The sequence below is a fragment of the Zoogloea dura genome, assembly GCF_012927165.1.
Taxonomy (GTDB): domain Bacteria; phylum Pseudomonadota; class Gammaproteobacteria; order Burkholderiales; family Rhodocyclaceae; genus Zoogloea; species Zoogloea dura.
Window position 1 is genome coordinate 236777 of the sequence record NZ_JABBGA010000004.1, and the last position, 24616, is coordinate 261392.

General features: G+C 67.2%; 24 protein-coding genes. 11 read left to right on the forward strand and 13 right to left on the reverse strand.

All coding sequences use genetic code 11. From position 1 onward, the window contains the following. Positions 1 to 67 precede the first annotated feature (67 nt). Positions 68 to 2938, forward strand: a complete 2871-nt coding sequence (locus HHL15_RS07265; RefSeq protein ID WP_169145161.1) for a valine--tRNA ligase — start codon at positions 68 to 70, stop codon at positions 2936 to 2938. 79 nt (positions 2939 to 3017) lie between these two features. On the opposite strand, the gene HHL15_RS07270 is transcribed toward HHL15_RS07265, so the two are convergent. Together HHL15_RS07270 and HHL15_RS07275 are read right to left on the reverse strand one after the other, a co-directional pair. Continuing rightward, positions 3018 to 3248, reverse strand: a complete 231-nt coding sequence (locus HHL15_RS07270; protein WP_169145162.1) for a sulfurtransferase TusA family protein — start codon at positions 3246 to 3248, stop codon at positions 3018 to 3020. Between the two features lie 59 nt (positions 3249 to 3307). After that, on the reverse strand, positions 3308 to 4744 hold the full coding sequence (locus HHL15_RS07275; RefSeq protein WP_169145163.1) for a M48 family metalloprotease: 1437 nt from the start codon (positions 4742 to 4744) through the stop codon (positions 3308 to 3310). A 53-nt stretch (positions 4745 to 4797) separates the two neighbouring features. Here HHL15_RS07275 and moaC point away from each other — a divergent pair, with 53 nt between their 5' ends. Next, a complete protein-coding gene (gene moaC, locus HHL15_RS07280; RefSeq protein ID WP_169145164.1) occupies positions 4798 to 5286 on the forward strand; it encodes a cyclic pyranopterin monophosphate synthase MoaC in 489 nt (162 codons plus the stop codon). Positions 5287 to 5289: 3 nt separating this feature from the next. Here moaC and HHL15_RS07285 read toward each other — a convergent pair whose 3' ends face one another. After that, complete coding sequence (locus HHL15_RS07285; RefSeq protein WP_169145165.1) at positions 5290 to 6408, reverse strand: acyltransferase family protein; 1119 nt, start codon at positions 6406 to 6408, stop codon at positions 5290 to 5292. 78 nt (positions 6409 to 6486) lie between these two features. Here HHL15_RS07285 and HHL15_RS07290 point away from each other — a divergent pair, with 78 nt between their 5' ends. The 4 genes from HHL15_RS07290 (at position 6487) to sixA (ending at position 9443) form a co-directional block, all read left to right on the forward strand. Then, on the forward strand, positions 6487 to 6951 hold the full coding sequence (locus tag HHL15_RS07290; RefSeq protein WP_169145166.1) for a thiosulfate oxidation carrier protein SoxY: 465 nt from the start codon (positions 6487 to 6489) through the stop codon (positions 6949 to 6951). 18 nt (positions 6952 to 6969) lie between these two features. After that, entirely contained in the window at positions 6970 to 7287 is a 318-nt protein-coding gene (gene soxZ, locus HHL15_RS07295) for a thiosulfate oxidation carrier complex protein SoxZ (RefSeq protein ID WP_169145167.1), read from the forward strand. Between the two features lie 120 nt (positions 7288 to 7407). Beyond that, positions 7408 to 8916 (forward strand): CYTH and CHAD domain-containing protein, encoded by a 1509-nt coding sequence (locus HHL15_RS07300; RefSeq protein ID WP_169145168.1) that lies wholly within the window; start codon positions 7408 to 7410, stop codon positions 8914 to 8916. 74 nt (positions 8917 to 8990) lie between these two features. Then, positions 8991 to 9443 (forward strand): phosphohistidine phosphatase SixA, encoded by a 453-nt coding sequence (gene sixA / locus HHL15_RS07305; RefSeq protein WP_169145169.1) that lies wholly within the window; start codon positions 8991 to 8993, stop codon positions 9441 to 9443. Positions 9444 to 9772: 329 nt separating this feature from the next. Here the strand turns inward: sixA and HHL15_RS07310 are convergent, their stop codons facing one another. Genes HHL15_RS07310 through HHL15_RS07320 form a run of 3 tightly spaced genes read right to left on the reverse strand, consistent with a single transcriptional unit; the run spans position 9773 to position 12568 of the window. After that, a complete protein-coding gene (locus HHL15_RS07310) occupies positions 9773 to 11146 on the reverse strand; it encodes an NAD(P)(+) transhydrogenase (Re/Si-specific) subunit beta (protein WP_169145170.1) in 1374 nt (457 codons plus the stop codon). After that, positions 11146 to 11430 (reverse strand): NAD(P) transhydrogenase subunit alpha, encoded by a 285-nt coding sequence (locus HHL15_RS07315; RefSeq protein ID WP_169145171.1) that lies wholly within the window; start codon positions 11428 to 11430, stop codon positions 11146 to 11148. The genes HHL15_RS07310 and HHL15_RS07315 overlap by 1 nt, the downstream gene beginning before the upstream one ends. 13 nt (positions 11431 to 11443) lie before the next feature. Then, on the reverse strand, positions 11444 to 12568 hold the full coding sequence (locus tag HHL15_RS07320) for an NAD(P) transhydrogenase subunit alpha (RefSeq protein WP_169145172.1): 1125 nt from the start codon (positions 12566 to 12568) through the stop codon (positions 11444 to 11446). Positions 12569 to 12792: 224 nt separating this feature from the next. On the opposite strand from HHL15_RS07320, the gene corA reads away from it, so the two are divergent. Then, complete coding sequence (gene corA, locus HHL15_RS07325) at positions 12793 to 13803, forward strand: magnesium/cobalt transporter CorA (protein ID WP_328825002.1); 1011 nt, start codon at positions 12793 to 12795, stop codon at positions 13801 to 13803. A gap of 61 nt (positions 13804 to 13864) precedes the next feature. Here the strand turns inward: corA and HHL15_RS07330 are convergent, their stop codons facing one another. From HHL15_RS07330 to hyi, 7 genes are all read right to left on the reverse strand, one after another. Then, positions 13865 to 14704: a PP2C family protein-serine/threonine phosphatase gene (locus HHL15_RS07330; protein ID WP_169145174.1), complete on the reverse strand. Its 840-nt coding sequence runs from the start codon at positions 14702 to 14704 to the stop codon at positions 13865 to 13867. A gap of 160 nt (positions 14705 to 14864) precedes the next feature. Next, positions 14865 to 16124: a glycolate oxidase subunit GlcF gene (glcF, locus tag HHL15_RS07335; RefSeq protein WP_169145175.1), complete on the reverse strand. Its 1260-nt coding sequence runs from the start codon at positions 16122 to 16124 to the stop codon at positions 14865 to 14867. 3 nt (positions 16125 to 16127) lie between these two features. Continuing rightward, positions 16128 to 17192: a glycolate oxidase subunit GlcE gene (gene glcE, locus HHL15_RS07340; protein ID WP_206198646.1), complete on the reverse strand. Its 1065-nt coding sequence runs from the start codon at positions 17190 to 17192 to the stop codon at positions 16128 to 16130. Beyond that, positions 17164 to 17355, reverse strand: a complete 192-nt coding sequence (locus HHL15_RS07345) for a hypothetical protein (protein ID WP_169145177.1) — start codon at positions 17353 to 17355, stop codon at positions 17164 to 17166. Before HHL15_RS07345 ends, glcE begins: the two co-directional genes overlap by 29 nt. Further along, positions 17355 to 18869, reverse strand: coding sequence for an FAD-linked oxidase C-terminal domain-containing protein (locus HHL15_RS07350; RefSeq protein ID WP_169145178.1), 1515 nt, complete (start codon positions 18867 to 18869; stop codon positions 17355 to 17357). Before HHL15_RS07350 ends, HHL15_RS07345 begins: the two co-directional genes overlap by 1 nt. A gap of 168 nt (positions 18870 to 19037) precedes the next feature. Then, positions 19038 to 20522, reverse strand: a complete 1485-nt coding sequence (locus HHL15_RS07355) for an amidase (protein ID WP_169145179.1) — start codon at positions 20520 to 20522, stop codon at positions 19038 to 19040. A 214-nt stretch (positions 20523 to 20736) separates the two neighbouring features. Then, on the reverse strand, positions 20737 to 21519 hold the full coding sequence (hyi, locus tag HHL15_RS07360) for a hydroxypyruvate isomerase (protein ID WP_169145180.1): 783 nt from the start codon (positions 21517 to 21519) through the stop codon (positions 20737 to 20739). A 144-nt stretch (positions 21520 to 21663) separates the two neighbouring features. Here hyi and pcnB point away from each other — a divergent pair, with 144 nt between their 5' ends. The 4 genes from pcnB to HHL15_RS07380 all read left to right on the forward strand — a co-directional run bounded on the left by pcnB (position 21664) and on the right by HHL15_RS07380 (position 24571). Further along, positions 21664 to 22998 (forward strand): polynucleotide adenylyltransferase PcnB, encoded by a 1335-nt coding sequence (pcnB, locus tag HHL15_RS07365; protein WP_169145181.1) that lies wholly within the window; start codon positions 21664 to 21666, stop codon positions 22996 to 22998. After that, on the forward strand, positions 22995 to 23498 hold the full coding sequence (folK, locus tag HHL15_RS07370; RefSeq protein ID WP_169145182.1) for a 2-amino-4-hydroxy-6-hydroxymethyldihydropteridine diphosphokinase: 504 nt from the start codon (positions 22995 to 22997) through the stop codon (positions 23496 to 23498). The genes pcnB and folK overlap by 4 nt, the downstream gene beginning before the upstream one ends. An 81-nt stretch (positions 23499 to 23579) precedes the next feature. Then, entirely contained in the window at positions 23580 to 23921 is a 342-nt protein-coding gene (locus HHL15_RS07375; RefSeq protein ID WP_169145183.1) for a DMT family protein, read from the forward strand. A gap of 17 nt (positions 23922 to 23938) precedes the next feature. Further along, the gene (locus tag HHL15_RS07380; RefSeq protein ID WP_169145184.1) at positions 23939 to 24571 is read left to right on the forward strand and encodes a deoxynucleoside kinase; all 633 of its coding nucleotides are present in this window, start codon (positions 23939 to 23941) and stop codon (positions 24569 to 24571) included. The last annotated feature ends 45 nt before the right edge of the window (positions 24572 to 24616 follow it).

Consider the following 24616-nt stretch of genomic DNA (forward strand, 5'->3'; position numbering starts at 1 on the left):
TGTCGGTTCGGGGCAAGACGGGCGCATCCGCTATAATCCGCCCTTTGCCTTAACAGACAGAGTCCCCATGGAACTGGCCAAGAGTTTCGAACCGGCGGAGATCGAACGCCGCTGGTATGAGCACTGGGAGTCGAGCGGCTACTTCGCCGCCGGCCTCGACCGCAGCAAGCCCGCCGATCAATCCTTCTGCATCCTGCTGCCGCCGCCCAACGTCACCGGCACCCTGCACATGGGTCACGGTTTCAACCAGACCATCATGGATGCGCTGACGCGCTTCCACCGCATGCGCGGCTGGAACACCCTGTGGCAGCCGGGCACCGACCACGCCGGCATCGCCACCCAGATCGTCGTCGAACGCCAGCTGGACGCCCAGGGCATCTCCCGCCACGACCTCGGCCGCGAGAAGTTCCTCGAGAAGGTCTGGGAATGGAAGGAATACTCCGGCGGCACCATCACCCGCCAGATGCGCCGCATGGGCACCAGCCCGGACTGGTCGCGCGAGCGCTTCACCATGGACGCCGGCCTCAACAAGGTGGTCACCGAGACCTTCGTGCGCCTCTACAACGAAGGCCTGATCTACCGCGGCAAGCGCCTGGTCAACTGGGACCCGAAGCTGCACACCGCCGTCTCCGACCTGGAAGTCGTCCAGGAAGAGGAAGACGGTTTCATGTGGCACCTGAGCTACCCGCTGGCCGACGGCAGCGGCAGCCTCACCGTGGCCACCACCCGTCCTGAAACCATGCTCGGCGACACCGCCGTGATGGTCCACCCGGAAGACGAGCGCTACGCCCACCTGATCGGCAAGACCGTGCGCCTGCCGCTGGTGGACCGCGAGATTCCGATCATCGCCGACGAATACGTCGACCGCGAGTTCGGCACCGGCGTGGTCAAGGTCACCCCCGCCCACGACTTCAACGACTACGCCGTCGGCCTGCGCCACGGCCTGCCGATGATCATCGTGCTGACCCTCGAAGGCACCGTGCCCGCCAACGGCACGGTGGTCACCCACGGCGTGGTCAGCGGCGCCGTCCCGCTGCCGGCCGACCTGGCCGGCCTCGAACGCTTCGAGGCCCGCAAGCAGGTGGTGGCCCGCTTCGAGGCCCTCGGCCTGCTCGGCAAGATCAAGCCCCACAAGCTGCAGGTGCCCCGTGGCGACCGCACCGGCGTGGTCATCGAGCCGATGCTCACCGACCAGTGGTTCGTGGCCATGTCCAAGCCCGGCGAGGACGGCAAGTCCATCACCGAAAAGGCGCTGGAAGTGGTTTCGTCGGGCGAGATCAAGTTCGTCCCCGAAAACTGGGTCAACACCTACAACCAGTGGCTCAACAACATCCAGGACTGGTGCATCTCCCGCCAGCTCTGGTGGGGCCACCAGATCCCCGCCTGGTACGGCGACAACGGCGAGACCTTCGTCGCCCACAGCGAGGAAGAAGCCCGCGCCCTGGCCGACAAGGCCGGCTACGGCGGCGCCCTCAACCGCGACCCGGACGTGCTGGACACCTGGTACTCGTCTGCCCTGTGGCCCTTCTCGACCCTCGACTGGACCTCCGAATACCCGGCCAAGTCGAACGACGCGCTGGATCTCTACCTGCCGTCCACCGTGCTGGTCACCGGCTTCGACATCATCTTCTTCTGGGTGGCGCGCATGGTCATGATGACCAAGCACATCACCGGCAAGATCCCCTTCAAGCACGTCTACGTGCATGGCCTGATCCGCGACGGCGAAGGCCAGAAGATGTCCAAGTCGAAGGGCAACGTGCTCGACCCGATCGACCTGATCGACGGCATCGGCATCGACGCCCTGGTGGCCAAGCGCACCACCGGCCTGATGAACCCCAAGCAGGCCGCCAGCATCGAGAAGAAGACCCGCAAGGAATTCCCCGACGGCATCCCCGCCTTCGGCACCGACGCCCTGCGCTTCACCTTCGCCAGCCTGGCCAGCCCCGGCCGCGACATCAAGTTCGACATGAGCCGCTGCGAGGGCTACCGCAACTTCTGCAACAAGCTGTGGAACGCCACCCGCTTCGTGCTGATGAACGTCCAGGGCCACGACCTGGGCCTCGAGCACAAGCAGGACGGCCCCAGTTGCGGCGGCAACGGCCCGCTGGAGTTCTCCTTTGCCGACCGCTGGATCGTCAGCCGCCTGCAGCGCGTCGAAGCCGAGATCGCCCAGCACTTCGAGGAATACCGCTTCGACCTCGTCTCCAAGACGGTGTATGAGTTCATCTGGGATGAGTACTGCGACTGGTACCTCGAACTCGCCAAGGTGCAGATCAACACCGGCAACGAGGCCCAGCAGAAGGGCACCCGCCGCACCCTGATCCGCGTGCTCGAGACCATCCTGCGCCTGGCCCACCCGCTGATCCCCTTCGTCACCGAAGAGCTGTGGCAGACCGTCGCGCCGCTGGCCGGCCGCAAGGACGTGGACAGCCTGTGCCTGGCCCGCTACCCCGAGGCCGACCCGGGCCGCATCGACGAGAAGAGCGAGGCCGACGTGGCCGAGCTCAAGGGTCTGATCTACGCCTGCCGCAACCTGCGTGGCGAGATGAACATCTCCCCCGCCCAGCGCATGCCCCTGGTCGCCGCCGGCAACGCCGAGCGCCTGAAGAAGTTCGCCCCCTACATCGCCGGCCTCGCCAAACTGTCCGAGGTGCAGGTGGTGGACGAGATCAGCAGCGAGGAGCTGGCTCCGGTCGCCGTCGTCGGCGAGCAGCGCCTGATGCTCAAGGTGGAGATCGACATCGCCGCCGAGCGCGAGCGCCTGTCCAAGGAGATCGCCCGTCTCGAAGGCGAGATCATCAAGGCCAACGCCAAGCTCTCCAACGAGAGCTTCGTGGCCCGTGCCCCCGCCGCCGTGGTGGCCCAGGAGAAGGAGCGCCTGGCCAACTTCAGCGCCACCGTGGACAAGCTCAAGCCTCAGCTGGCCAAGCTGGGCTGATCGCTGAGTCAGTCGCAGCCCACGAAAAAAGGCCACGCAATGCGTGGCCTTTTTTCATCGCGACCCGTGCAACCGCGGCTTACTTGCGGCGCAGGAAGAACTCGAAGACGCTGTCCGGCAACTCCCCCTGGCTGACCAGCTCGTTGCCGGTCTGCCGGGCGAAGGCGGCAAAATCCTTGACCGAGCCCGGGTCTGTCGCCAGCACCCGCAGCACCTGCCCCGCCTGCAACTCCGCCAGGCCCTTCTTGGCCCGCAGGATGGGCAGCGGGCAGTTCAGGCCCCGGGCATCCACTTCCTTGTCAAAATCCATTTACGGTTCACTCCATGTCGAAGGCGCATCAGCCGCGATTCTAACCGTGCCCGGCGCTTTCAGCGCTCGCGCCGCTCCTTCATCTGCTCCGCCAGCAGGGCGCGGACTTCGCGCAGGCGCGAATCCACCGCTGACATCTCGAAGAAATCCCCGTCCTTGGCGCCTTGGGCCAGGGTGAGCTGCTCCGCCGACGCCGCATATTTGCCCTGGATCGCGTACATCTCACCCAGCGAGCGATGCTGTGCCATCCGATGCCCGAAGGCGGCCTCGGTGCGCGCCCGCAACTCCCACAGCAGCGCATCACCCGGGGTGGTCTGCAACTCGGTCTTGACCAGGTTGAGGGTCTCCGTCGTGCGCCCGGCATCGAGCAAGGCTCCGGCCTCGCCGTAGAGCAGCCGACGGGACTGCGGAAAGCGGCTCCGGCCGTCATGAAACACCTTTGCCGCCCCCGCCGCATCGCCCTTCGCCAGCAGCAGCTCGCCATCCAGGCCCTCGATCATCGCGGAGGGCTGCTTGAGGCCACGCAGGGCCACCAGCTCCCGCTCCGCCTCGGCAAAACGTCGGCTCGCCAGGTAAGCGCGCGCCAGCGCATAGTGCGCCACCACGCTCTGCCCGTCGCGGCGCCCGGCATCCTGCAGTTCGTCCATCAGCTCCCGCGAGGCCGCCTTGCCGACCCGCAGCTTGGCGCGCACCAGCTGGAAGTCGAGGGAGTCAGGCACCTGCCGGTAGGGCAGATGGAGGATACGGTCCTCCATCTCGGAGATCCGGTCGGAGGTCAGCGGGTGGGTCCGCATGTAGGCGGGCGCGTTGTTCTCATAGAGCCGGCTGTTGCGCTGCAGACGCTCGAAGAAGCTGGCCATGCCGCGCACGTCGAAGCCCGCCGCGGCCAGGTTCTGGACACCCAGGCGGTCGGCCTCGTGCTCGAAATCGCGCGAATAGGACAGCTGCGAACTGATGCCCGCCGCCTGCCCGGCCATGATCGCGGCCTGGCTGGCATTCGGGCTGGACTTGGCGGCCAGCACCGCCACCAGCAGGGTCGCCAGCATCAGCATGCTGGAACGCCCCTGCTGCCCCACCATGCGCGCGATGTGGCGCTGGGTGACGTGGGAGATTTCGTGGGACAACACGCCGGCCAGTTCGGATTCACTCTGGGCAGCGAGGATCAACCCCGTGTGCACGCCGATCTTGCCGCCCGGCATCGCAAAGGCATTCAGCGACGGATCGTTGACCCCGAAGAACTCGAAAGGCATCCCCGCGCCGGGCCCGGCCGCCACCAGGCGGTCGCCCAGGCGGTTGAGGTAGTCCTCCACCTCGGCGTCGCGCAGGTAGGCCGGATCAGCCCAGCGGATGTCGCGCATGATCTGCATGCCGAGCTTCTGTTCGGCCAGCGGCGACAGGTCGGCGGAGGCGCTATCCCCGAGGTCGGGGAGGCCCTGGGAGTAGCTGCCCGGCACCAGGGCGAGGCACAGCAGGACGGCGATCAGGCGATTTTTCACGGTGCTATGATAGCGCCCCGCGCCACAGGTTCCCCACCTTCACCACGCCGATCATGAGCAACACCCTCCCCCCCCTCACCCACTTCGACGCCCAGGGCCAGGCCCACATGGTGGATGTCTCCGCCAAGTCAGAAACCCGCCGCGTGGCCCGCGCCGAAGGCCTGATCGTGATGCTGCCCGCCACCCTAGAGCGCATCCTCGCCGGCGACAACAAGAAGGGCGACGTGATCGGCATCGCCCGCATCGCCGCGATCCAGGGCGCCAAGCGTACGGCCGACCTGATCCCGCTGTGCCACCCCATCCCCCTGACCCGCGTCGCCGCCGACTTCGCCATCGAGGGCACGGATACCATCCGCTGCACCGTCACCGCCGAAACCGTCGGCCGCACCGGCGTCGAGATGGAAGCCCTCACCGCCGTGCAGGTCGGTCTGCTGACCATCTACGACATGTGCAAGGCCGTGGACAAGGGCATGACCATGACCGGCATCCGCCTGCTCGAAAAACAGGGCGGCAAGTCCGGGCACTGGACGACCGGGGGCTGAGGCTCAGGCAGCCCGGGCCGCCAGCGGAAAGGAACGCAGGCCCAGGCGGATGGCCGGTGCTTCCACCAGCCGGTAACTCAGCAGCGCCAGCGCCAGGCTTGCCAGGGTGGCGCCTCCCAGCACCCACAGCGCCATCGCCGGAGCTCCGGCATCGGTGGGCAGGGCCGCCTTCAACCACAGCAGCACAGGCAGATGCCACAGGTAGAGGCCGTAGCTCAGGTCTCCCAGCCGGCGCAGCGCGCCGGAGCCCAGCACCGGCAAGGGCTTCTCCGCGAGCGACAGGGCATGGACGATAGCGGCGATGGCAGCCCCTGCGCAGGTGGTCCACACCGTGAGCAACAGCCCACCCTGGTAGTAGGTGGCGAGGTTGTCGAGCAGGATCACACACAGGATGACCAGCCCCGCCATTCCCCCGAGCAGCCACGCCAGCACAGCACGCGGGGATGCCTTGCGCGGAGCATGAGCCGCCGCAACCCCCAGCACGAACAGCGACAGGGAGCCAGGCAGCGCGTTCAGGATGGTCAGGTTATCCGCCTGATTCGGCGCGGGCCAGATGAAGGGCACCGCATAGCGCCACAGGAAGGTCACCACCACCGCCGCCAGCAGCACCTGGACGGCGCCTCTCGCCCGGATCAGCAGCACGACGGCCGGCAGGATGAGGTAGAACATCATCTCCACCGGCAAGGTCCACGCCACGCCATTGATGGGTCGCTCCATCCACGGCGGCAGATCCATCCACAACAGCAGGTTCGCGGCAAACTGGCGCGCCGGCGGCATCCCGGGCCAGCTCGCCCCCATCGCCGCGATGGCGATGAAGGCCATCAACTGCACCCAGTAGGCAGGCAGGATGCGCAGCCCCCGGTGGGCCAGGTAGGCACCGACAAAGCGCGCGTCGAGCCGTGCATCCTTCAGCTTCCCCGCCAGCAGGAAGCCCGACAGGACGAAGAACACCGTCACCCCCAGCCAGCCGAAGCCCAGCGGCGTCGCCAGGCTGAACGCCAGCGGCCCCGCGGAGAACTGCAGCAGGGGCGCCGCACCGGGAATCAGCGCAACCCAGTGGAACAGGAAGACCGCCAGCGCGGCCAGGCCACGCAGGCCATGCAGATTCAGGTTGAACTTCAAGTGAGGGCCTGTCTTATCTTCAACGCAAAGGATGAGATGATACGGCCCCCAACCCGCTCCCCCACACCCACGCACACCATGAATCGGCGGATCTTCCTTGAGCTCTTCAGCAAGGCCGGCGCTGTCGCCCCCTTCATCGGCAGCGGCCTGCTGCGCCCCGGCCAGGCACTTGCCGTCGACTTCAACCGCGCGCCCTTCGAGGCCAAGACGGCCGCCGACGTGCTGCGCCTCACCGGCACCGGCGGCGCGGAGGCGACCCGCGACATCTTCCTGAAAGTGCCCGAAGTCGCCGAGAACGGCGCTTCCGTGCCCATCGAGATCGCCAGCAACATCCCGGGCACGACCCGGCTCATGGTGATCATCGACAAGAACCCCCTGCCCCTCGCCCTGCAGTTCAACTTCGGCCCCGAGGCCGTGCCCCGCCTGCAGACCCGGCTGCGCATGGCCGAAAGCTCCCGCTTGCGCATCGTGGCGACGGCCGCCGGCAAGCACTACACCGTGTTCCGTGACGTCAAGGTCACGGTCGGCGGCTGCGGCGATTAGCGGAAGAAAGGCCCCACCATGAGCGACCCCATCAAGATCCGCGCCAGCATCAAGGGCAGTGAAGGCGAAGTCCGCGTGCTGATGCCTCACCCCATGGAGACCGGGCTGCGCAAGGACCCGTCCGGGCGCATTCCGCCGGCCCACTTCATCATCCAGGTCAGCCTCAGCCTCAACGGGCGCAGCGTCATCGAGGGCGCGCTGGGCACCTCGGTGTCGGCCAACCCCCTCTTCGCCTTTCAGCTCAAGGACGTCAAGGCCGGCGACCGGGTGGCGGTGAGCTGGCTCGACAACACCGGCCAGAAGGGCGCGGCCGAAGCGGTTTTCGGGGCCAGCTAAGGCCCGCAGACTGTAACCCGGGCGCGCAAGACAGGCGCGCATCATCGGGTCTAGAATGGGCCGCTTCGCCGATCCCGCCCGGGTTCGGCCGCCCACTTCATCCAGCCCGACGGCCTGCCCATGAGCCACGAAATCGAACTGAAGCTCACCCTTCCCCAGAAATCCCTCGCCGCGCTCCGTCGCCACCCGCTGATCGCCGATGCGCCCCGCGACGGACGCACCTGCACCCTCGAGAACACCTATTTCGACACCCCGGAGCTGGAGCTGCGCGAACGCCGCATGGCCGTGCGCACCCGCAAGGCCGGCACGCGCTGGCTGCAGACGGTGAAATGCGCCGCCGAGTCCACCGGCGGCCTGTCCTCCCGCCCGGAGTGGGAGCAGCCCTACACCAACGGCTGCTTCGACTTCTCCGCCATCGACCGGGACGACGTGCGCAGCCGCCTGGAATCCCTGCATCCCCGCCTGGTGCCGGTGTTCACCACCCGCTTCAAGCGCGAGACCTGCATCCTCACGCCGCGCGAGGGGGTCAAGGTGCTGGCCATGATCGACTCGGGCACCATCGAGGCGGACGGCCGCGAACGCCCCCTGTGCGAGCTCGAGCTTGAACTGGTCGAGGGCGAGCCCGAGGAGCTCTATGCCCTGGCCCTGCAGCTGGCCGAGACCCTGCCCCTGACCCCCGAGAATGTCAGCAAGGCCGAACGCGGCTACCGCCTCTTCTCCAACCACGCCCTGCGCCCGGCCAAGGCCCGCCCGTCCCGCCTCAGCGCCGAGCAGTCGCCGGTGGACGCCTTCCGCATCATCGGCTTTGATTGCCTGGCCCTGTGGCAGGCCAATGAATCCGGCGCCCGCGAGAGCGACGACCCCGAATTCATCCACCAGTTGCGCGTCGCCCTGCGCCGCCTGCGTTCGGCCCTGCGCCTGTTTGGCCCGGCCCTGCCCACCGACTTCGTGGCGCGCTGGTCCGACGCCCTGAAGGACGCCGCCGACGGCCTGGGGGCCGCCCGCGACCTGGACGTGATGCTGGCCGAAGTGCTCAGCCCGGTGGCCGAATCCGGCCTGGCCGACGAGGCCACCCAGCGCCTCATCGCCATGGCGGTGGACCGCCGCGACCGTGAAAAAGCCGCCGCCCGCGAGCAGTTGCTCGCCGCCAGCCACGGCCGCCAGATGCTGGCCCTGGCCGCCGACCTGTACACCCTGCAGAGCGACGCCCTGGTCAAGTCCGCCAACCTCACCACCTTTGCCCGCCTGCAGCTGAGCCAGCTGCGCAAGCGGGCGCGCAGGCGCTTCAGCGCCGCCGCGGACGACCTGCACGCGGACAAGCTGCACGAGCTGCGCGTGTCCCTCAAGCGCCTGCGCTATGGCATCGAGTTCCTGCTGCCCCTGCTGCCCGAAAAGGCCACCGTGCGCTTCGCCAACGATGTCGCCGAAGTGCAGGAGACCCTCGGCTACCTCAACGACGAAGCCGTTGCCCGCAGCCGCCTCAAGACCTGGGCCGGCAAGGACCCGGAGTTGCGCAGCGGCGCGGCCTTTGTCGCCGGCTGGCATGCGCCCCGTGTCGCGCGCCTGCGCAAGAGCGTGCTGCCGGCACTCGAGCCCCTGCTGTGGGGCAAGGCCCCGTGGAGGCGCTGATGGATTCATCCGCCCGTAACATCCCTGCTCCAGACTGCCGGCCTCTCGATAACAACAAAGAGGAGACGCACAGGATGGATCTGCTTTTGTGGCGCCACGCCGAAGCCGTGGATGGCGTACCCGACCACACCCGGGAACTCACGGAGCGCGGCATTCGCCAGGCCCACAAGGTGGCCGAGTGGCTCGAGAGCCGGCGCCCGAAGAAGCTGCGCGTCCTCGTCAGCCCCACCACGCGCACGCGCCAGACGGCGGGCGCCTTCACCTCCAGCTTCGAAGTGGTGCCCGCGCTCGCCCCGGGCAACGACATCTCCAGCATCCTCGCCGCCTGCGGCTGGCCGGATGGTGGCGGCTCGGTGCTGGTGGTCGGCCACCAGCCCGAACTCGGCCGCCTGGCCGCCCTGCTCCTGTCCGGCCAGGAGGCCGACTGGACGATCAAGAAGGGCGCCCTGTGGTGGTTCACCAACCGGGTGCGCGAAGACGAGACGCAGACCGTGCTGCGCACCGTGATGCCTGCCGATCTGGTGTAAGCCCCTCTGCGGGGGATGGTCGCCCCTTTCATCCGGATCCATGCGCCGCTCTCCCGGACAGGCCGGCCCATGCCCCGGGCTGCTCCGGTCCGTCTTCCCGAATGGCCGCCCCTATCCCCGGATAGCGCACGAGCATCTCAAGGCCCCTCGCGAGCGAGCTTTGGGGTGGGCGGGGCCTTATGCGGGACAGGGGCGATCTGTCCCATCAAGCGTCGCGAGGCACCCGCGGACAGGGCTTGCCCTGTGCGCAGCCCCTCGCGAGACACTCCCGCACCAAAAAAAAGGCCCGCAGGGCGAACCTGCGGGCCTTTTGGCATGCGTGCTGTCGATCAGACCGACAGCGCCTTCACATGCTGGATCACCTCGCCGATGGCCTGCTGGGCAGAGCCGTAGAGCAGACGGGTGTTGTCCTTGTAGAACAGGGCGTTCTCGATGCCCGAGTAGCCGGTGCCCTTGCCCCGCTTCACGACGATGACGTTCTGCGCCAGGTCGGCGTTGAGGATGGGCATGCCGTAGATCGGGCTGGACTTGTCGGTGCGCGCCGAGGGGTTCACCACGTCGTTGGCACCGATCACCAGGGCCACGTCGGCCTGGGCAAAGTCGCCGTTGATCTCTTCGAGGTCGAAGATCTTCTCGTAGGGCACCCCGGCCTCGGCCAGCAGCACGTTCATGTGGCCGGGCATGCGCCCCGCCACCGGGTGGATCGCAAACACCACCTCGACGCCCGCTTCCTCCAGCAGTTCGGACATCTCCCACACCTTGTGCTGGGCGCCCGCCACCGCCATGCCGTAGCCCGGCACGATGATGACCTTGGAGGCATAGCGCATCACCGCCGCCGCATCCATCGCACCGATCTCCTTCTGCTCGCCCTCCACCGCCTCGCCGCCGCCGGCGGCGGCCATCGGCACGAAGAGGATGTTGCTGATCGGCCGGTTCATGGCCTTGGCCATCAGCTGGGTGAGCAGCGTGCCGGCGGCGCCGACCACGATGCCGGCGATGATGAGCGCCGGAATGCCCATCACGAAGCCCTCGAAACCCACCGCCAGGCCGGTGAAGGCGTTGAACAGGGAGATCACCACCGGCATGTCGGCCCCGCCGATGGGCAGGGTGATGATGGTGCCGAGGACCAGCGACAGGACGAAGAAGGCCACCACCAGCATCGGATCGATGGCCGGCGCCAGCACGATGGCCGCACCGAGGCCCACCGCGGCCAGAGCCAGCACGATGTTGACGACGTTCTGCGCCGGCAGGCGGAAGGCCGACTTCATGACCCCCTGCAGCTTGGCCCAGGCCACCACCGAACCGGCGAAGGACACGGCGCCGATCAGCGCACCGAGGGTCGCCAGCAGGGTCACCACGGTGCCGTGCATCTCGCCGCGGGCAAACTCCACCGCCGCAATGGCCGCCGCCGCGCCGCCGCCCATGCCGTTGTAGATCGCCACCATCTGCGGCATGTCGGTCATCGCGACCTTCTTGCCGGAGATCCAGGCCAGCGCACCGCCGAGGGCGATCGCCAGCACCATCAGGGCGAAGTTGTTCATGCCCGGGGTGAGGAAGGTGACGACGGTGGCCAGCACCATGCCCACCCCCGCCCAGACAATCCCCTTGCGCGCCGAAACCGGCGAGCTCATGCCCTTCAGGCCGAGGATGAAGAGCACCGCGGCCACAAAGTAGCTCGCGTCAATCAGCCACTTGATCGCCATTACTTCTTCTCCTTCGACTTGAACATGGCGAGCATGCGTTCGGTCACCACGTAACCGCCCGCCGCGTTGGCCGCGCCGAGCAGCACGGCAACGAAGCCGATGGCCTGCTCAAGCGGGGTTTCCGCCTGGCCGAGGGCGATCATGCCGCCCACCAGCACCACGCCGTGCACGAAGTTCGAGCCGGACATGAGGGGCGTGTGCAGGATCACCGGCACACGGGAGATCACCTCGTAACCCGTGAAGGCCGCGAGCATGAAGATATACAGTGCAACGAATCCGTCCATGGTCGTCCTCCGCTTACATTCCAAGGGCCTGCTTCACGCCGGCATGCCGCAGCACCCCGTCGTGGGTGAGGCAGGCGCCAGCCATCACTTCGTCCTCCCAGTCCAGGGCCAGGGCCCCGTCCTTGATGAAGGGCGAGATGAAGTTGAAGAGGTTCTTGGCGTACATCTCGGAGGCATGCACGGGCATGCGGCTGGGGATGTGGGTGGGGCCGATGATCAGCACTTCGCCAACCCAGGTCTTCTCGCCCGCCACCGTGCCGGCCACGTTGCCGCCGGTTTCGGCGGCCATGTCCACCACCACCGAGCCCGGCTTCATGCGGGCCACCATGTCGGCGCTGACGATCTGCGGCGCCTTGCGCCCCGGGATCGCCGCCGTGGTGATGAGGGCATCGCACTCGGCGATGGCCTTGCCCAGCTTGTCGGCCTGCTGGCGCTTCTCGTCATCGGTGAGTTCCCGCGCATAGCCGCCGCTGCCGGCCGCCGACACGCCGGTGTCCACGAACTTGGCGCCGAGGGATTCGATCTGTTCCTTGGTCTCCGGACGCACGTCATAGCCGGACACCATTGCGCCAAGACGCTTGGCGGTGGCGATGGCCTGCAGGCCGGCCACGCCCGCGCCGATCACCAGCACCTTGGCCGGGCGGATGGTGCCGGCGGCATAGGTGAGCATCGGGAAGAACTTGGGGCTGTGGTCCGCCGCGATCAGGGCGCATTCATAGCCCGCCACCGCAGCCTGGCTGGACAGCACATCCATGCTCTGGGCCCGGCTGATGCGGGGCAACAGTTCCAAAGCGAAACAGGTGATCTTCTTTTGGAGCAACAGCTCGACGCGTTCGCGGCTGGCCCAGGGCTGCTGCAGCCCGACCAGCACGCTGCCCGGCTTGAGCGTGTTGAGCGCATCCAGCCCGAGGGGCTGAACCTGCAGGAACAGATCAGCCTTTTGCAGCACGGCAGCCTGATCGGCAGCCAGCTCGGAGGCCCCGTAATCAGCATCACGGTAATACGCTGACTCGCCAGCACCCGCCTGGAGCAGCAATGCTGCGCCAAGCCCTTGATATTTCTTGGCTACGTCCGGTACGAGCGCTACGCGGCGCTCCCCCGGCGTGAGCTCTTTGGTCACACCGATGACCAGAGGCATGGAACCTCCTTATAAGTAAGTGGAATTCTGCTATCGTCGCGAGAGGGGTTCGCCGACGTAACACTATCTGACAGGAACTACCGGGAATTGCCGGGTAAAAACCCCGATCCTGAGCTCAAATCCGGCCAATTGATCCGAATATTGCAAACAAGATGCGCAAGTCTAGCAAGAAACGAACCCATCTTCCCCGAAAGTTGGGGTTACCCCCAGGTACCCTGGTGCATGTGGGTGAGATCAAGACCGACAAGCCCAGCATCACGCTGATCGAGTTCGACGCGGGCGGAATCACCGAGACGCACTTCGACTCCCTCGAGGCCTCCCGGCAGCATCAACCGGTGCGCGAGAAGCTGTGGCTCAACGTACACGGCCTGCATGACCCTGCCGTGATGGCGGAGATCGGCCGGCGCTTCAAGCTGCATCCGCTGGTCCAGGAAGACATCCTCAACACCCAGCAACGCCCCAAGAGCGACGAGTTTGCCGACTACCTGTACATCGTCGTCCGTTGCTTCGACTTCGACCCGGAGCGCCATTGCCTGAACTCCGACCAGGTCAGCATCGTGCTTGGACGCAATTTCGTGCTGACCTTCCAGGAACGCCCCACCGGCGCCTTCGAAGCCATCCGCGAACGCTTGCGCGCCGAGAACGGCGCCATGCGCAACCACGGCGCCGACTACCTGGCCTATGCCCTGCTTGACACCCTGGTGGACCGCTACTTCGTGATGCTCGACCATCTGACCGACGAGGCCGAAGAGCTGGAAGAACAGGCCCTGAATCATCCCAACCCGGCGCTGCTGGTGGACATCAACCGGGTCAAGCATGAGGCCTTGACGCTGCGCCGGGCCATCTGGCCACTGCGCGAAGTGCTCAACAACATGTCACGGGCCGACAACGGCTTCTTCAGCCCGGATACGCGGCTTTACCTGCGGGACATCTACGACCACACGGTGCACGTGCTGGAATCCCTCGAATCCGTGCGCGACCTACTCGCCGACCTGCTCGACATCTACCTGTCCAGCGTCAGCAACCGGCTGAACAGCGAGGTGCGCATCCTCACCGTGCTGACCACCCTGTTCATGCCGGCCACCCTGATCGCCGGCATCTTCGGCATGAACTTCCGCAGCATGCCCCTGCTCGAGGAGGCGGACGGCTTCCGCCTGGCCATGACCTTGATGGCGGGCGCAGCGGGGCTCATGGCGGCGGTGTTCTGGCGCCGCAACTGGCTGAAGACAAAATGAAAACCGCCCGGTGACGGGCGGTTGAAAAGCACGCTGCAGTACTGCGGACCAGGCCTGAAGATCAGGCCCCCAGCGCCGGGAAATCGGACTTGGGCCGGCTCGGCACCTCGACCAGCTTGACCACGGCCAGTGAAATGTTGTCACCACCACCACGGGCCCGCTGACGCGCCAGTTCAATCAGGATGGAAGCCGCCTCGCGGGGTGAATTGTCGGCCAGGATGCGGCCAGCTTCTTCCTCGCCGATGTAGGCCCACAAGCCGTCGGAGCAGAGCAGGAACGCATCGCCGCCCACCAGGGGCGAGGCATGCCCGACATCCACCCGGGGCTCCCGCTCGGACCCCAGGCAGGACAGCAGCACGTTGCGGTTGGGATGACGCAATGCCCCCTCCGCGTCGAGACGCCCCTTGCGCACGAGCTCCTCGACCAGGGAATGATCAACGCTGCGTGTCACCAAGCTGCCGGACCTGAAATGGTAGAAGCGCGAATCACCGCAGTGAGCCCAGTCGGCCCGGTCCGGCTGCATCATGAAGACCACAGCAGTGCTGTGCGGATCCTGCTCGCTGGTGAAGCGGGTGAGCTTGATGACGATATGGGCTTCGTCGATGATGCTGCGCAACAGGTCGGGCGCACTCTCGGAAGCCGGCGCAAAAGCCTCGAAGTTCTGGCGCGCCTTGAGGATGACCTGCTCCGCCGCCATGGCGCCGCCCGAGTGCCCCCCCATGCCATCTGCCAGCACGGCCATGAGGGTACCCTTTCGATTGGGGTGGGCAAACACTGCGGCCCTGTCCTGCTGCTCGGTACGATCGCCCGTATGCTTGGCCACGCAGGCTTCAGCCTGATAGCGCTTCTTGGGTGCCGTACTATCCGGCGCAGTCAGGGAGGTCACAGTGGGGTTGAGCATAGAGCATGCTGGCAAGCACCTGCTCCGCATAAAACGGAGGACGCCGGCCCGAAAATCCTTATATCAAGGGCTGCATTGCATGCAACCCTGCTAAGTGCAACGGCCGACAGCTTTCGGCATTTCACAAGTGTAACTTGTTAAATAAACTGAAGCCGTACATTCATCCTGACTTTCTAACGTCATCCGTGATTTTTTCATCAATCAGCTCGATCCAATGCTGAATGGGTAGCTCCGTGGCACCACTCAAATGCTCGATGCAACCAATATTTGCAGAAGCAATCCTCTCGGCCCCCTTCGCCGTGAGCGCCGCCAGCTTGTTGGCCCTGAGCCGGCCGGAAAGTTCCGGCTGCAATATCGAATAGGTCCCTGCCGATCCGCAGCACAGATGCGCATCGGCCACGGCTGCCAGTTCATATCCGGCAGCCTCCAGCAAGCCCTCCACCACACCCCGGATGCGCTGCCCATGCTGCAGGCTGCAGGGTGACTGGAAAGCGATGCGCTGGCGCGGACGCGTGACAGCCCTCTGCGCCAGCACAGCCTTCAGGCGTTCCGCCCCGGCGGCCACGATCTCCGCCGGATCCCTGGCCAGTCCGGCAACCCGCGCCGCCTTGGCGGCATAGGCAGGATCATCCTTGAGCAGGTGGGCGTAATCCTTGACCTGCACGCCGCAGCCCGAGGCCGTGACCACGATGGCCTCGACCCGTCCGGCCGCAATCTCCGGCCACCAGGCATCGACGTTGCGGCGGGCATCCGCCCGACCTCCGTCGTGGTCCTGCAGATGAAAACGGACCGCACCGCAGCAGCCCGCCCCGGCCGCCTCGATCAGGGAGATGCCCAGCACATCCAGCACCCGCGCCGTGGCCGCATTGATGGAGGGACGCATCGCCGGTTGCACGCAACCCGCCAGCACCAGCATGCGCCGGGCATGGCGCGGCGCCGGCCAGACGCCCGCAGCCGCTGCGGCCGGCACCTTGGCCGACAAGGCACGGGGCAGCAGCGGCTTGAAGACACGCCCCAGGCTCATGGCGCTGCCGAACAGGCCGGTCCTCGGCACGAATTCCCGCAAGGCCCCACGCAGCACCCGGTCACTGCCGGTACGCGGCACCTGCTGCTCGACCACGTACCGCCCGATGTCCGCCAGGCGGCCGTACTCGACCCCTGACGGGCAGGTCGTCTCGCAGGCACGGCAGGTCAGGCAGCGGTCCAGGTGCAGGCGGGTCCTGGCGGTGGCCTTCTGCCCTTCCAGCACCTGCTTGATCAGGTAGATGCGGCCGCGCGGGCCATCCAGCTCATCGCCGAGCAGTTGATAGGTCGGGCAGGTTGCCGTGCAGAAGCCGCAATGCACGCACTTGCGCAGGATCGCCTCGGCCTCGCGGCCTTCGGGCGTGTCCTTGATGAAGCCGGCCAGATTGGTCTGCATGATTCAAAGGCCCTCGTAGAGGCGACCCGGGTTGAACACCCCGGCCGGATCGAACGCATTCTTCAGGTTCCGCTGCAGCGCCAGCATGGCCGCAGGCAAGGGATGGAAGCACTGGCCATGGCGGTCGCCATGGCGGAACAGGGTGGCATGCCCGCCGAGCGCTTCGACACGCTGCCGGATGTCCGCAGCCGGCCGCTCGCTGCGCAGCCAGCGCTGGGCGCCGCCCCACTCCACCAGCTGCTCACCATCCAGCTCCAGCGCCAGTGCATCGCTCGGCAATGACAGGCGCCACAGGGGAAGCTCGCCGGCAAAGAAGGGATCGGTGTGATCGCGCAGGCCGCACCACAGCGCAGCCGCCGCCCCCTCGTCCAGGGCCTCACCCCCCAGGCGTGCCACGGCCGCCCCGACGGCAGCCGTGGCGCCGGACAGACGCAGGTACAGGCCGCCGCTCCGCCATGCAGACGCCGAGACGGGCAGCGGCTGGCCACCCCACACATTGAGGCGGTGCAGCGCATCGGCCTCATCGGTATCAAACCGCAGCGTGGCTTCGGCCAGCGGTCGCGGCAGAACCTTGAGCGACAGCTCGATGATCAGGCCGAGCGTTCCGAGGCTCCCCGCCAGGGCCCGCGACACATCGTAGCCGGCCACGTTCTTCATCACCTCGCCGCCAAAGCGCAACACGTCGCCACGACCGTCGATGAGGCGCGCACCCAGCACGAAATCGCGCACGCCCCCCACCGCCGCCCGCCGCGGCCCGGCCAGCCCGGCGGCCACGCAGCCGCCGATGGTGGCGCCGGCCGCGAAATGGGGTGGATCGAAAGCCAGCATCTGGCCCCGCTCCGCCAGCACGGCCTCCAACTCGGCCAGCGGCGTACCGGCTCGCACGCTGACGACCAGCTCGCTCGGTTCGTAATTGACGATGCCCCGGCAGGCGCCGGTCTCAAGCAGCTCGCCCACCGGCTCCCGGCCGTAGAAATCCTTGCTGCCGCCGCCACGGATGCGCAGCCGCCCGCCGCCGGCCGCCGCCTGGCGCACGCGCTCACTCCAGGCCTGGATCAGATCGTCCATTGCTGTCTCCATTGTTCTTTTCATTGTGTTCATCGGCAGCGGGCGTCCGCCGCCGCCCGGCCAGCCGGCCCGCGGTTCGCAGGCCCATCCAGGTTCCGACCAGGGACAGCACCGGCACCGCCACGAACAGGAACTGCAGCCAGCCCTCCGACAGCCCGTCCATCAGAAACGGGGCAGGTCCGGGTGGGCCTGGGGCGAGGTCCGCCCCATGCGCTCCCGCCCATACTCGGCGCAACGGTTGAGGGTGGGGATGGCCTTGCCCGGGTTGAGCAGGCCGGCTGGATCGAAGGCCGCCTTGACCCGGTGGAAGGCCTTGATCTCAGGCGTCGCAAACTGGCTGCACATCTGGTTGATCTTCTCGATGCCGACGCCATGCTCGCCGGTGATGGTGCCCCCCAGGGCCACCGACAGCTCCAGGATCTCGGCCCCGAAGGCCTCGGCGGTGTGCTGGTCGCCCGGTTTGTTGGCATCGAAGAGGATCAGCGGATGGAGGTTGCCATCACCCGCATGAAAGACGTTGATACAGCGCATGGCGTACTTCCGCTCCATCGCCTGGATGGCCTTGAGCATCTCGCCGAGGCGCTTGCGGGGGATCGTGCCGTCCATGCAGTAGTAGTCCGGCGAGATCCGCCCCGCCGCCGGGAAGGCCGCCTTGCGCCCGGCCCAGAAACGCAGGCGCTCGGCCTCGTCACGGGAAACCCGGACTGCAGTGGCGCCGCTGTTCTCGAGGATCGCCCGGACCCGCCCGATCTCCTCGGCCACCTCCTCCGGCGTGCCGTCGGATTCGCACAACAGGATGGCCTCGGCATCCAGCGGGTAGCCCGCCTTGACGAACTCCTCCACCGCCGCGGTGGCGGGCTGATCCATCATTTCCAGCCCGGCCGGAATGATGCCAGCGGCAATGATGGCGGCGACCGCATCACCCGCCTTGACCACATCGTCGAAGGCCGCCAGCACGCACTGGGCCAGCTGGGGCTTGGGGGTGAGCTTGACGGTGACCTCGGTGACCACCGCCAGCATGCCCTCCGAGCCGGTCACCAGCGGCAGCAGGTCATAGCCCGGGGCGTCCAGGGCGAGGCTGCCAAACTCAACGATCTCGCCCTGGATGGTGACGCCGCGCACCTTCAGCAGGTTGTGGATGGTCAGCCCGTACTTGAGGCAATGCACCCCGCCGGAGTTCTCGGCCACGTTGCCGCCGATGGTGCAGGCGATCTGCGACGAAGGATCCGGTGCGTAGTAAAGGCCGAAGGGTGCGGCCGCTTCCGAGATGGCCAGGTTGCGCACCCCCGGCTGGACCACGGCACGGCGGGCATGCGCATCGACGCCCAGGATCTTCCCGAAACGCGCCAGGGACAGCACCACGCCAAAGCGATGCGGCTGGGCGCCACCGGAGAGGCCGGTGCCGGCCCCCCGCGCCACCACCGGCACCTGCTGGGCCGCACAGATCTTCAGGATCTCGACCACCTGGGCCTCGGTCTCGGGCAGGACGACCACCAGCGGCACCTGGCGCAAGGCCGCCATGCCATCGCATTCGTAAGGCCGCAGGTCCTCGACCTCGTGGAGCAGGCCGGCCGGCGCCAGGACCCGCGACAGGGCCTGCACCAGGCGGGCCTTGTCCACCTGCGAGAAATCCCGCTCCACCGCCCCGAAGGCCGGCTCCTCGAACCTGTCCGCCATGCTCGTGTCTCCTGGTTGCCCTGCAGGCCCTGCCACCTTCTGCGCCGGGCGGCACCCCGGTCGCTTCCCGGCCGGCAGGCATGGGCCATTGATCTGCATGTCCGGGAAGCCGCCACCAGTCTAGAAGAGGCCGCAGGAAGATGCCAAGTGGCCTGCGCCGGAAAGCGCTCAGGCGAACAGCGGCGGCGGCCGGAAGCCGCCCAGCAAGGGCTCAAGATCAGCAGCCACTTCCAGCAATGTCGCCTCCGCCCAGCGCCTCCCCACCACCTGTACCCCCACCGGCAGGCCGTCGAAGACCCCGACCGGCAGGACCGCCACCGGATTGCCGGTCACCGAGAACGGCACGGTCAGGCCGATGGTTGCCTCCAGGTAAGGCAGGCGCCGGCCGGCCACGGTCAGCGCGGGCGGACGCGACAGCGCCCCCATCGGCCGCCCCGGGTAAGCCACGCAGCTGGCCACCGGGCACAACAGGGCATCCACTCCACCAAGGAAGGCCTCCAGCGCGATGATCGACTCTTCGCGCAGATTCAGTGCCTGGTTGTATTCCCGCAGATCGAGGCGCGCGCCACGGGCAAGCGCCCGCAGCAAGCGCTCCGAGGATGGCAGCACATGGGGCACCGAGCGCAACAAGGCACGCTGCCAGACCGGCAAGCCCAGACCGACCTCGACGCCCCCGATGAGGCCGAAGTTCTCCCGCAAGGCCTCCGGATCCAGCCCGGGAGGCACCACGCGGCTGACCTCGTGGCCCACGGCCCGCAGCCTGTCCGCCAAGGTCTCCATGGCAATCCGCGTCCGGTCGCAGAGCGGCAGGCCGAAGTCGGTCCACAAGGCCAGTCGCAGCGGTCTGCCCTGCCGCGGCAAGGGGACAGTCACGGACGCCACCGGCGGCACCTCCATATCCTCCCCGTCCGGCCCCGCCAGCAGCCCGTAGCCGAGTCTCAGGTCGGCCACGCTGCGGGCGAGCAGGCCAAAAGACAGCATGTGGCGCACACTGCGCGCGCCCCCGAACCGGGCCGGCAGGTGCGGGATATGCCCACTGCGGGGGATCCGGTTTTCGGTCGCCTTGAAGCCGGCCACGCCGCAATAGGCCGCCGGGATACGGATCGAGCCGGCCAGGTCGCTGCCTGGGTCGAGCAGGGACAGACCCGCCGCGACGGCCACCGCCGCCCCGCCGCTGCTTCCTCCCGGCGTCAGATCCGGGTTCCAGGGGTTACGGGTCAGGCCGAACAAGGGGCTCCAACAATGCGGTGCGCCAGCCAGTTCGGGCAGATTGCTCTTGCCCAGGATGACCCCACCCGCTGCTCTCAGCCGGGCCACCACGGTCGCATCCCGCTCCGGCACGTAATCTGCAAGGGGGCGATGACTGGCGGTCGTGCGCAAGCCCCGGGTCGCAAAGGCGTCCTTGATCGAAAGGGGCACGCCGGCCAGCGGAGGCAGAGTCCGACCCTCCCGGCGAGCCTGATCGACACCACGGGCTGTCGCCCGAGCTCCGGCCGGATCCACACTTACCAGGGCATTGAGCTGGGGATTCAAGCGTCCGATACGCTCAAGAAAGGCTTCCAGCACCCTCTCTGCGGATACGCTCCCGTCACGGATCGCAGCAGCCAGCGAACTGGCATCCGAATCGAATGGGCCCGGACGCTGTAGTGTCATGCCGATATCCTCAGAATGGAGAAAAGTGTCGGCCCGACAGTGCCTCCCGGTCTTGAACCGAAACGCCGCCGCGGTCCTCCAGAAGCCGGCGGGACCAAAGTGCGAGGCGCGCAGCGCTGACGGCACCCGACAGGCCCGGAAGGCGGAATCATCAGCCCGTTGCGTAAGCAATGCGGCAGCCCGGGCGGCGGCAGGTGGAGGGGACCCGGCCCCATCAGGTCCGCATCAGCGCATCCAGCCAACCGAAGCTGTCTTCACTGCGGCCGCTGGGCGCATACTCACAGCCGATCCAGCCCTGGTAACCAATGGCGTCCAGATGACGGAACAGGAAGGGGAAATTGATCTCCCCGGTACCCGGCTCATGGCGCCCGGGGTTGTCGGCCAGCTGGATGTGCCCCACCCAGGGCAGGTTGCGCATCAGGGTGAGGGCCAGGTCGCCCTCCATCACCTGGGCGTGGTAGATGTCGTACTGCAGGAACAGGTTGGAACGGCCGGCGGCGTCCAGCAGCGCCAGCGCGGGCACCGTGCGATCCACGAAGAAACGCGGCGTGTCGCGGGAGTTGAGGGGCTCCAGCAGCACCTGGCGTCCGGCCCCCGCCAGGGCATCGGCGGCGAAGCGCAGATTGTCCACCAGGGTGTCTCTCAGCACCGCCTCGGTGATGCCCTCGGGGCGCAGCCCGGCCAGGCAGTTCACCCGAGGGCAGTTCAGGCTCTCGGCCCAGGTGGCCGCCCTGGCGACACCCTCCCGAAACTCGGCGATGCGTTCCGGCAGGCAGGCGATGCCCCGCTCTCCGACAGCCCAGTTGCCGGCGGGAAAATTGAACAACACCACCGCCACACCCGCCTCGCGGGCCGCGGCAGCCACCTCGTCGGGCGGGAATTCATAGGGAAAGTGGAACTCCACCGCCTTGAACCCGCAAGCTGCGGCGGCGGCAAAGCGCTCCAGGAACGGTCGATCGAGGAACAGGAAAGACAGGTTGGCGGCGAAACGGGGCATGGGCGGGCGCAACGAGGACAAAGGGATATTGTCGCCGATCCTGCCCCTCCGCGAAAACCATCCGGGCACGGCATGAAATCAAACGGCGGCCTGCGATGGGTTATCATCGCGCCCTTGACCCAAAAACCAAACCCAAGCCAACCAATGATCCGCAAACTGCTGCGCCGGGTATTCCGCCGCGCCGCACCCGCCAACCGAGTTCTCGAACCTGCAGTCATTCCGGTCGGCCGTCACGGCGTGCGCCGGGAGCAGATATCTCCCGCCGCCAACAAGGTCTGCACGACCCTGCAGGAGGCCGGCCACAAGGCCTACGTGGTGGGAGGCGCGGTCCGCGACATCATCGTCGGTCAGACGCCCAAGGATTTCGACGTGGCCACCAGTGCCACGCCCGAAGAGGTTCGCGCCCTGTTCCGGCGCTCCCGCATCATCGGCCGCCGCTTCAAGATCGTGCACGTGATGAGCGGCCAGGAGACCATCGAGGTCTCCACCTTCCGCGCCATGCAGGATGCGGAATCCACCGAAACCGACGAGCACGGCCGGGTTCTGCGCGACAACGTCTTCGGCTCCATGGCCGAGGACGCCACCCGCCGCGACTTCACGGTCAATGCCCTGTACTACGACCCTAGCGACGAGACCGTGGTTGACTACCACCACGGCGTCGCCGACCTGCAGCAACGCACCCTGCGCATGATCGGCGACCCTCGCGTGCGCTACCGCGAAGACCCGGTGCGCATGCTGCGCGCCGCCCGCCTGGGCGCCAAGCTGGGCCTCACCATAGACCCCGCCGCGCGGGCGCCGATCCGCGAGATGGCCGAACTCCTCGAAAACGTGCCGCCAGCGCGCCTCTTCGACGAGATGCTCAAGCTGCTGATGTCCGGCCATGCGGTCAAGTGCCTGCGCCAGCTTCGCGAGGAAGGCCTGCACCACGGCCTGCTGCCCCTGCTCGACGTGATCCTCGAACAGCCGATGGGCGAGCGCTTCGTCTGGCTGTCCCTCGAGAACACCGACGAACGCGTACGCCAGGGCAAGCCCATCTCCCCCGGCTTCCTCTTCGCCACCCTGCTGTGGCACGAGGTTCTCGCCGACTGGGAAGCCCGCAAGGCCAAGGGCGAACACTCCCAGCCCGCACTCTTCGACGCGATGGATGCGGTGCTCGACCAACAATCGGGCAAGCTCGCCATCACCCGCCGAATCGCCGGCGACATCAAGGAGATCTGGGCGCTGCAGCCGCGCTTCGAGAAGCGCGCCGGCAAGACCCCGTACCGCCTGCTGGAACAGGTCCGTTACCGCGCCGCCTGGGACTTCCTCCGACTGCGCGCCCAGTCCGGCGAGCTGCCGATGGAGCTGCCCGACTGGTGGGAAGCCTTTGCCGACGCCCATCCCGAAGCCCGCGAGAACATGCTGCTGCCCGATCGCGGCAACGCCCCCAAGAAACGTCGCCGGCGCCGCAAGCCTGCCGCTGAAGCCGCTGGCGAATGAGCGCGCAACGCCCCTGTGCCAGGGCCTTCGTGGCCCTCGGCGCCAATATCGGGGAGCCGGTACAGCACCTGCGCGCGGCCGTCCGCGACCTCGATGCCCTGCCCGGCACCCGGGTCGTGGCGCGCTCCTCCCTCTACCGCAGCGCGCCGGTCGGGCTCCTCAACCAGCCGGACTTCATCAACGCGGTGGTGGCCGTGGACACCACCCTGGCGCCCCTCGAGCTGCTCCGCCAGCTGCTGGCCATCGAAGCCGTGCACGGCCGGGTGCGAAGCATCCCCAACGCACCGCGCACCCTCGATCTGGATCTGCTGCTGCACGGCGACAGCGTGCTGGGCGATGCGGAACTGACCCTGCCCCACCCGCGCATGCACCAGCGCGCCTTCGTACTGCTGCCGCTGCTCGAGATTGCTCCCGACACCCGCCTCCCCGGCCTGGGCCTGGCCCGCGACTTTCTCGACCAGGTGGCCGGTCAGGACATTCACCGCTTCGAGGCCCTGTGAGATGAAGCCGCGCCAGACCCACCGTGTGCGCCGCCTCCCCGGGGCAGCGCAGGACATGGTGGCCGGCCGGACCTGACCGATATGCCGATCTGGATGCAAACCGCGCTGCTGCTGGCAGCATCGAACGTGTTCATGACCTTTGCCTGGTACGGGCATCTCAAGAACCTGAGTACCTCCCCGTGGTACATCGCAGCCCTGGTGAGCTGGGGGATCGCCCTCTTCGAATACCTGCTGCAGGTGCCGGCCAACCGCATCGGCGCGCAGGAACTCAACCTGGCCCAGCTCAAGATCATGCAGGAGGCGATCACCCTCGCGATCTTCGTGCCCTTCGCCATTTTCTACATGCAGCAGCCCCTCAAGCTTGACTATCTGTGGGCCGCCCTGTGTATCCTAGGGGCCGTTTACTTCATCTTCCGTGCCTGAAGGGCTGAAGGACCCCCATGCTCGAAAAAGCCCGTTACATCGTCGTGGAAGGCCCCATCGGAGCCGGCAAGACCACCCTGGCCCGGCGTCTCGCCGACCGGCTCGGTGCCGACACCCTTCTCGAAAACCCGGCAGACAACGCCTTCCTCGGGCGCTTCTACCAGAACATGGAACGCTGGGGCCTGCCGACCCAGATCGCCTTCCTGTTCCAGCGCAGCGAGCAGCTCGCCAGCTTTGAGCAGGAGACCCACAAGCGGGTCATCTCCGACTTCCTGATCGACAAGGATCCACTCTTCGCCGAACTCAACCTCGCCGACGACGAACTCAAGCTCTACCGCCAGCTCTACGAGCGCCTCAAGCCGAATGCCCGCAAGCCCGACCTGGTGATCTACCTGCAGGCCCAGCCCGACATCCTGATCGACCGGGTGCGCAAGCGCGGGGTCGAATCCGAGCGCAAGATCAGCGAGCCCTACCTGCAGCGTGTCGCCGAGCGCTACGCCACCTTTTTCCATCACTACGACGCCGCACCGCTGTTCATCGTCAATGCGGAGTCCCTCAATCCGGTGGACAAGGACGAAGACTTCGAACTGCTCTTCTCCCGCCTGCTGGCCATGCGCAGCTACCGGGAATTCTTCGGCTACGCCGCCTGACCCCACCCCCGCCCTTCGCCCGGCCCCTCGGCCATCACGCCCCTT

Coding starts and splice junctions, on each gene's coding strand:
- HHL15_RS07265 (WP_169145161.1), top strand. CDS start 68: ATGGAACTGGCCAAGAGTTTCGAACCGGCGGAGATCGAACGCCGCTGG.
- HHL15_RS07270 (WP_169145162.1), bottom strand. CDS start 3,248: ATGGATTTTGACAAGGAAGTGGATGCCCGGGGCCTGAACTGCCCGCTG.
- moaC (WP_169145164.1), top strand. CDS start 4,798: ATGAGCAACACCCTCCCCCCCCTCACCCACTTCGACGCCCAGGGCCAG.
- HHL15_RS07290 (WP_169145166.1), top strand. CDS start 6,487: ATGAATCGGCGGATCTTCCTTGAGCTCTTCAGCAAGGCCGGCGCTGTC.
- soxZ (WP_169145167.1), top strand. CDS start 6,970: ATGAGCGACCCCATCAAGATCCGCGCCAGCATCAAGGGCAGTGAAGGC.
- HHL15_RS07300 (WP_169145168.1), top strand. CDS start 7,408: ATGAGCCACGAAATCGAACTGAAGCTCACCCTTCCCCAGAAATCCCTC.
- sixA (WP_169145169.1), top strand. CDS start 8,991: ATGGATCTGCTTTTGTGGCGCCACGCCGAAGCCGTGGATGGCGTACCC.
- HHL15_RS07310 (WP_169145170.1), bottom strand. CDS start 11,146: ATGGCGATCAAGTGGCTGATTGACGCGAGCTACTTTGTGGCCGCGGTG.
- HHL15_RS07315 (WP_169145171.1), bottom strand. CDS start 11,430: ATGGACGGATTCGTTGCACTGTATATCTTCATGCTCGCGGCCTTCACG.
- HHL15_RS07320 (WP_169145172.1), bottom strand. CDS start 12,568: ATGCCTCTGGTCATCGGTGTGACCAAAGAGCTCACGCCGGGGGAGCGC.
- HHL15_RS07330 (WP_169145174.1), bottom strand. CDS start 14,704: ATGCTCAACCCCACTGTGACCTCCCTGACTGCGCCGGATAGTACGGCA.
- glcF (WP_169145175.1), bottom strand. CDS start 16,124: ATGCAGACCAATCTGGCCGGCTTCATCAAGGACACGCCCGAAGGCCGC.
- glcE (WP_206198646.1), bottom strand. CDS start 17,192: ATGGACGATCTGATCCAGGCCTGGAGTGAGCGCGTGCGCCAGGCGGCG.
- HHL15_RS07345 (WP_169145177.1), bottom strand. CDS start 17,355: ATGGACGGGCTGTCGGAGGGCTGGCTGCAGTTCCTGTTCGTGGCGGTG.
- HHL15_RS07350 (WP_169145178.1), bottom strand. CDS start 18,869: ATGGCGGACAGGTTCGAGGAGCCGGCCTTCGGGGCGGTGGAGCGGGAT.
- HHL15_RS07355 (WP_169145179.1), bottom strand. CDS start 20,522: ATGACACTACAGCGTCCGGGCCCATTCGATTCGGATGCCAGTTCGCTG.
- hyi (WP_169145180.1), bottom strand. CDS start 21,519: ATGCCCCGTTTCGCCGCCAACCTGTCTTTCCTGTTCCTCGATCGACCG.
- pcnB (WP_169145181.1), top strand. CDS start 21,664: ATGATCCGCAAACTGCTGCGCCGGGTATTCCGCCGCGCCGCACCCGCC.
- folK (WP_169145182.1), top strand. CDS start 22,995: ATGAGCGCGCAACGCCCCTGTGCCAGGGCCTTCGTGGCCCTCGGCGCC.
- HHL15_RS07375 (WP_169145183.1), top strand. CDS start 23,580: ATGCCGATCTGGATGCAAACCGCGCTGCTGCTGGCAGCATCGAACGTG.
- HHL15_RS07380 (WP_169145184.1), top strand. CDS start 23,939: ATGCTCGAAAAAGCCCGTTACATCGTCGTGGAAGGCCCCATCGGAGCC.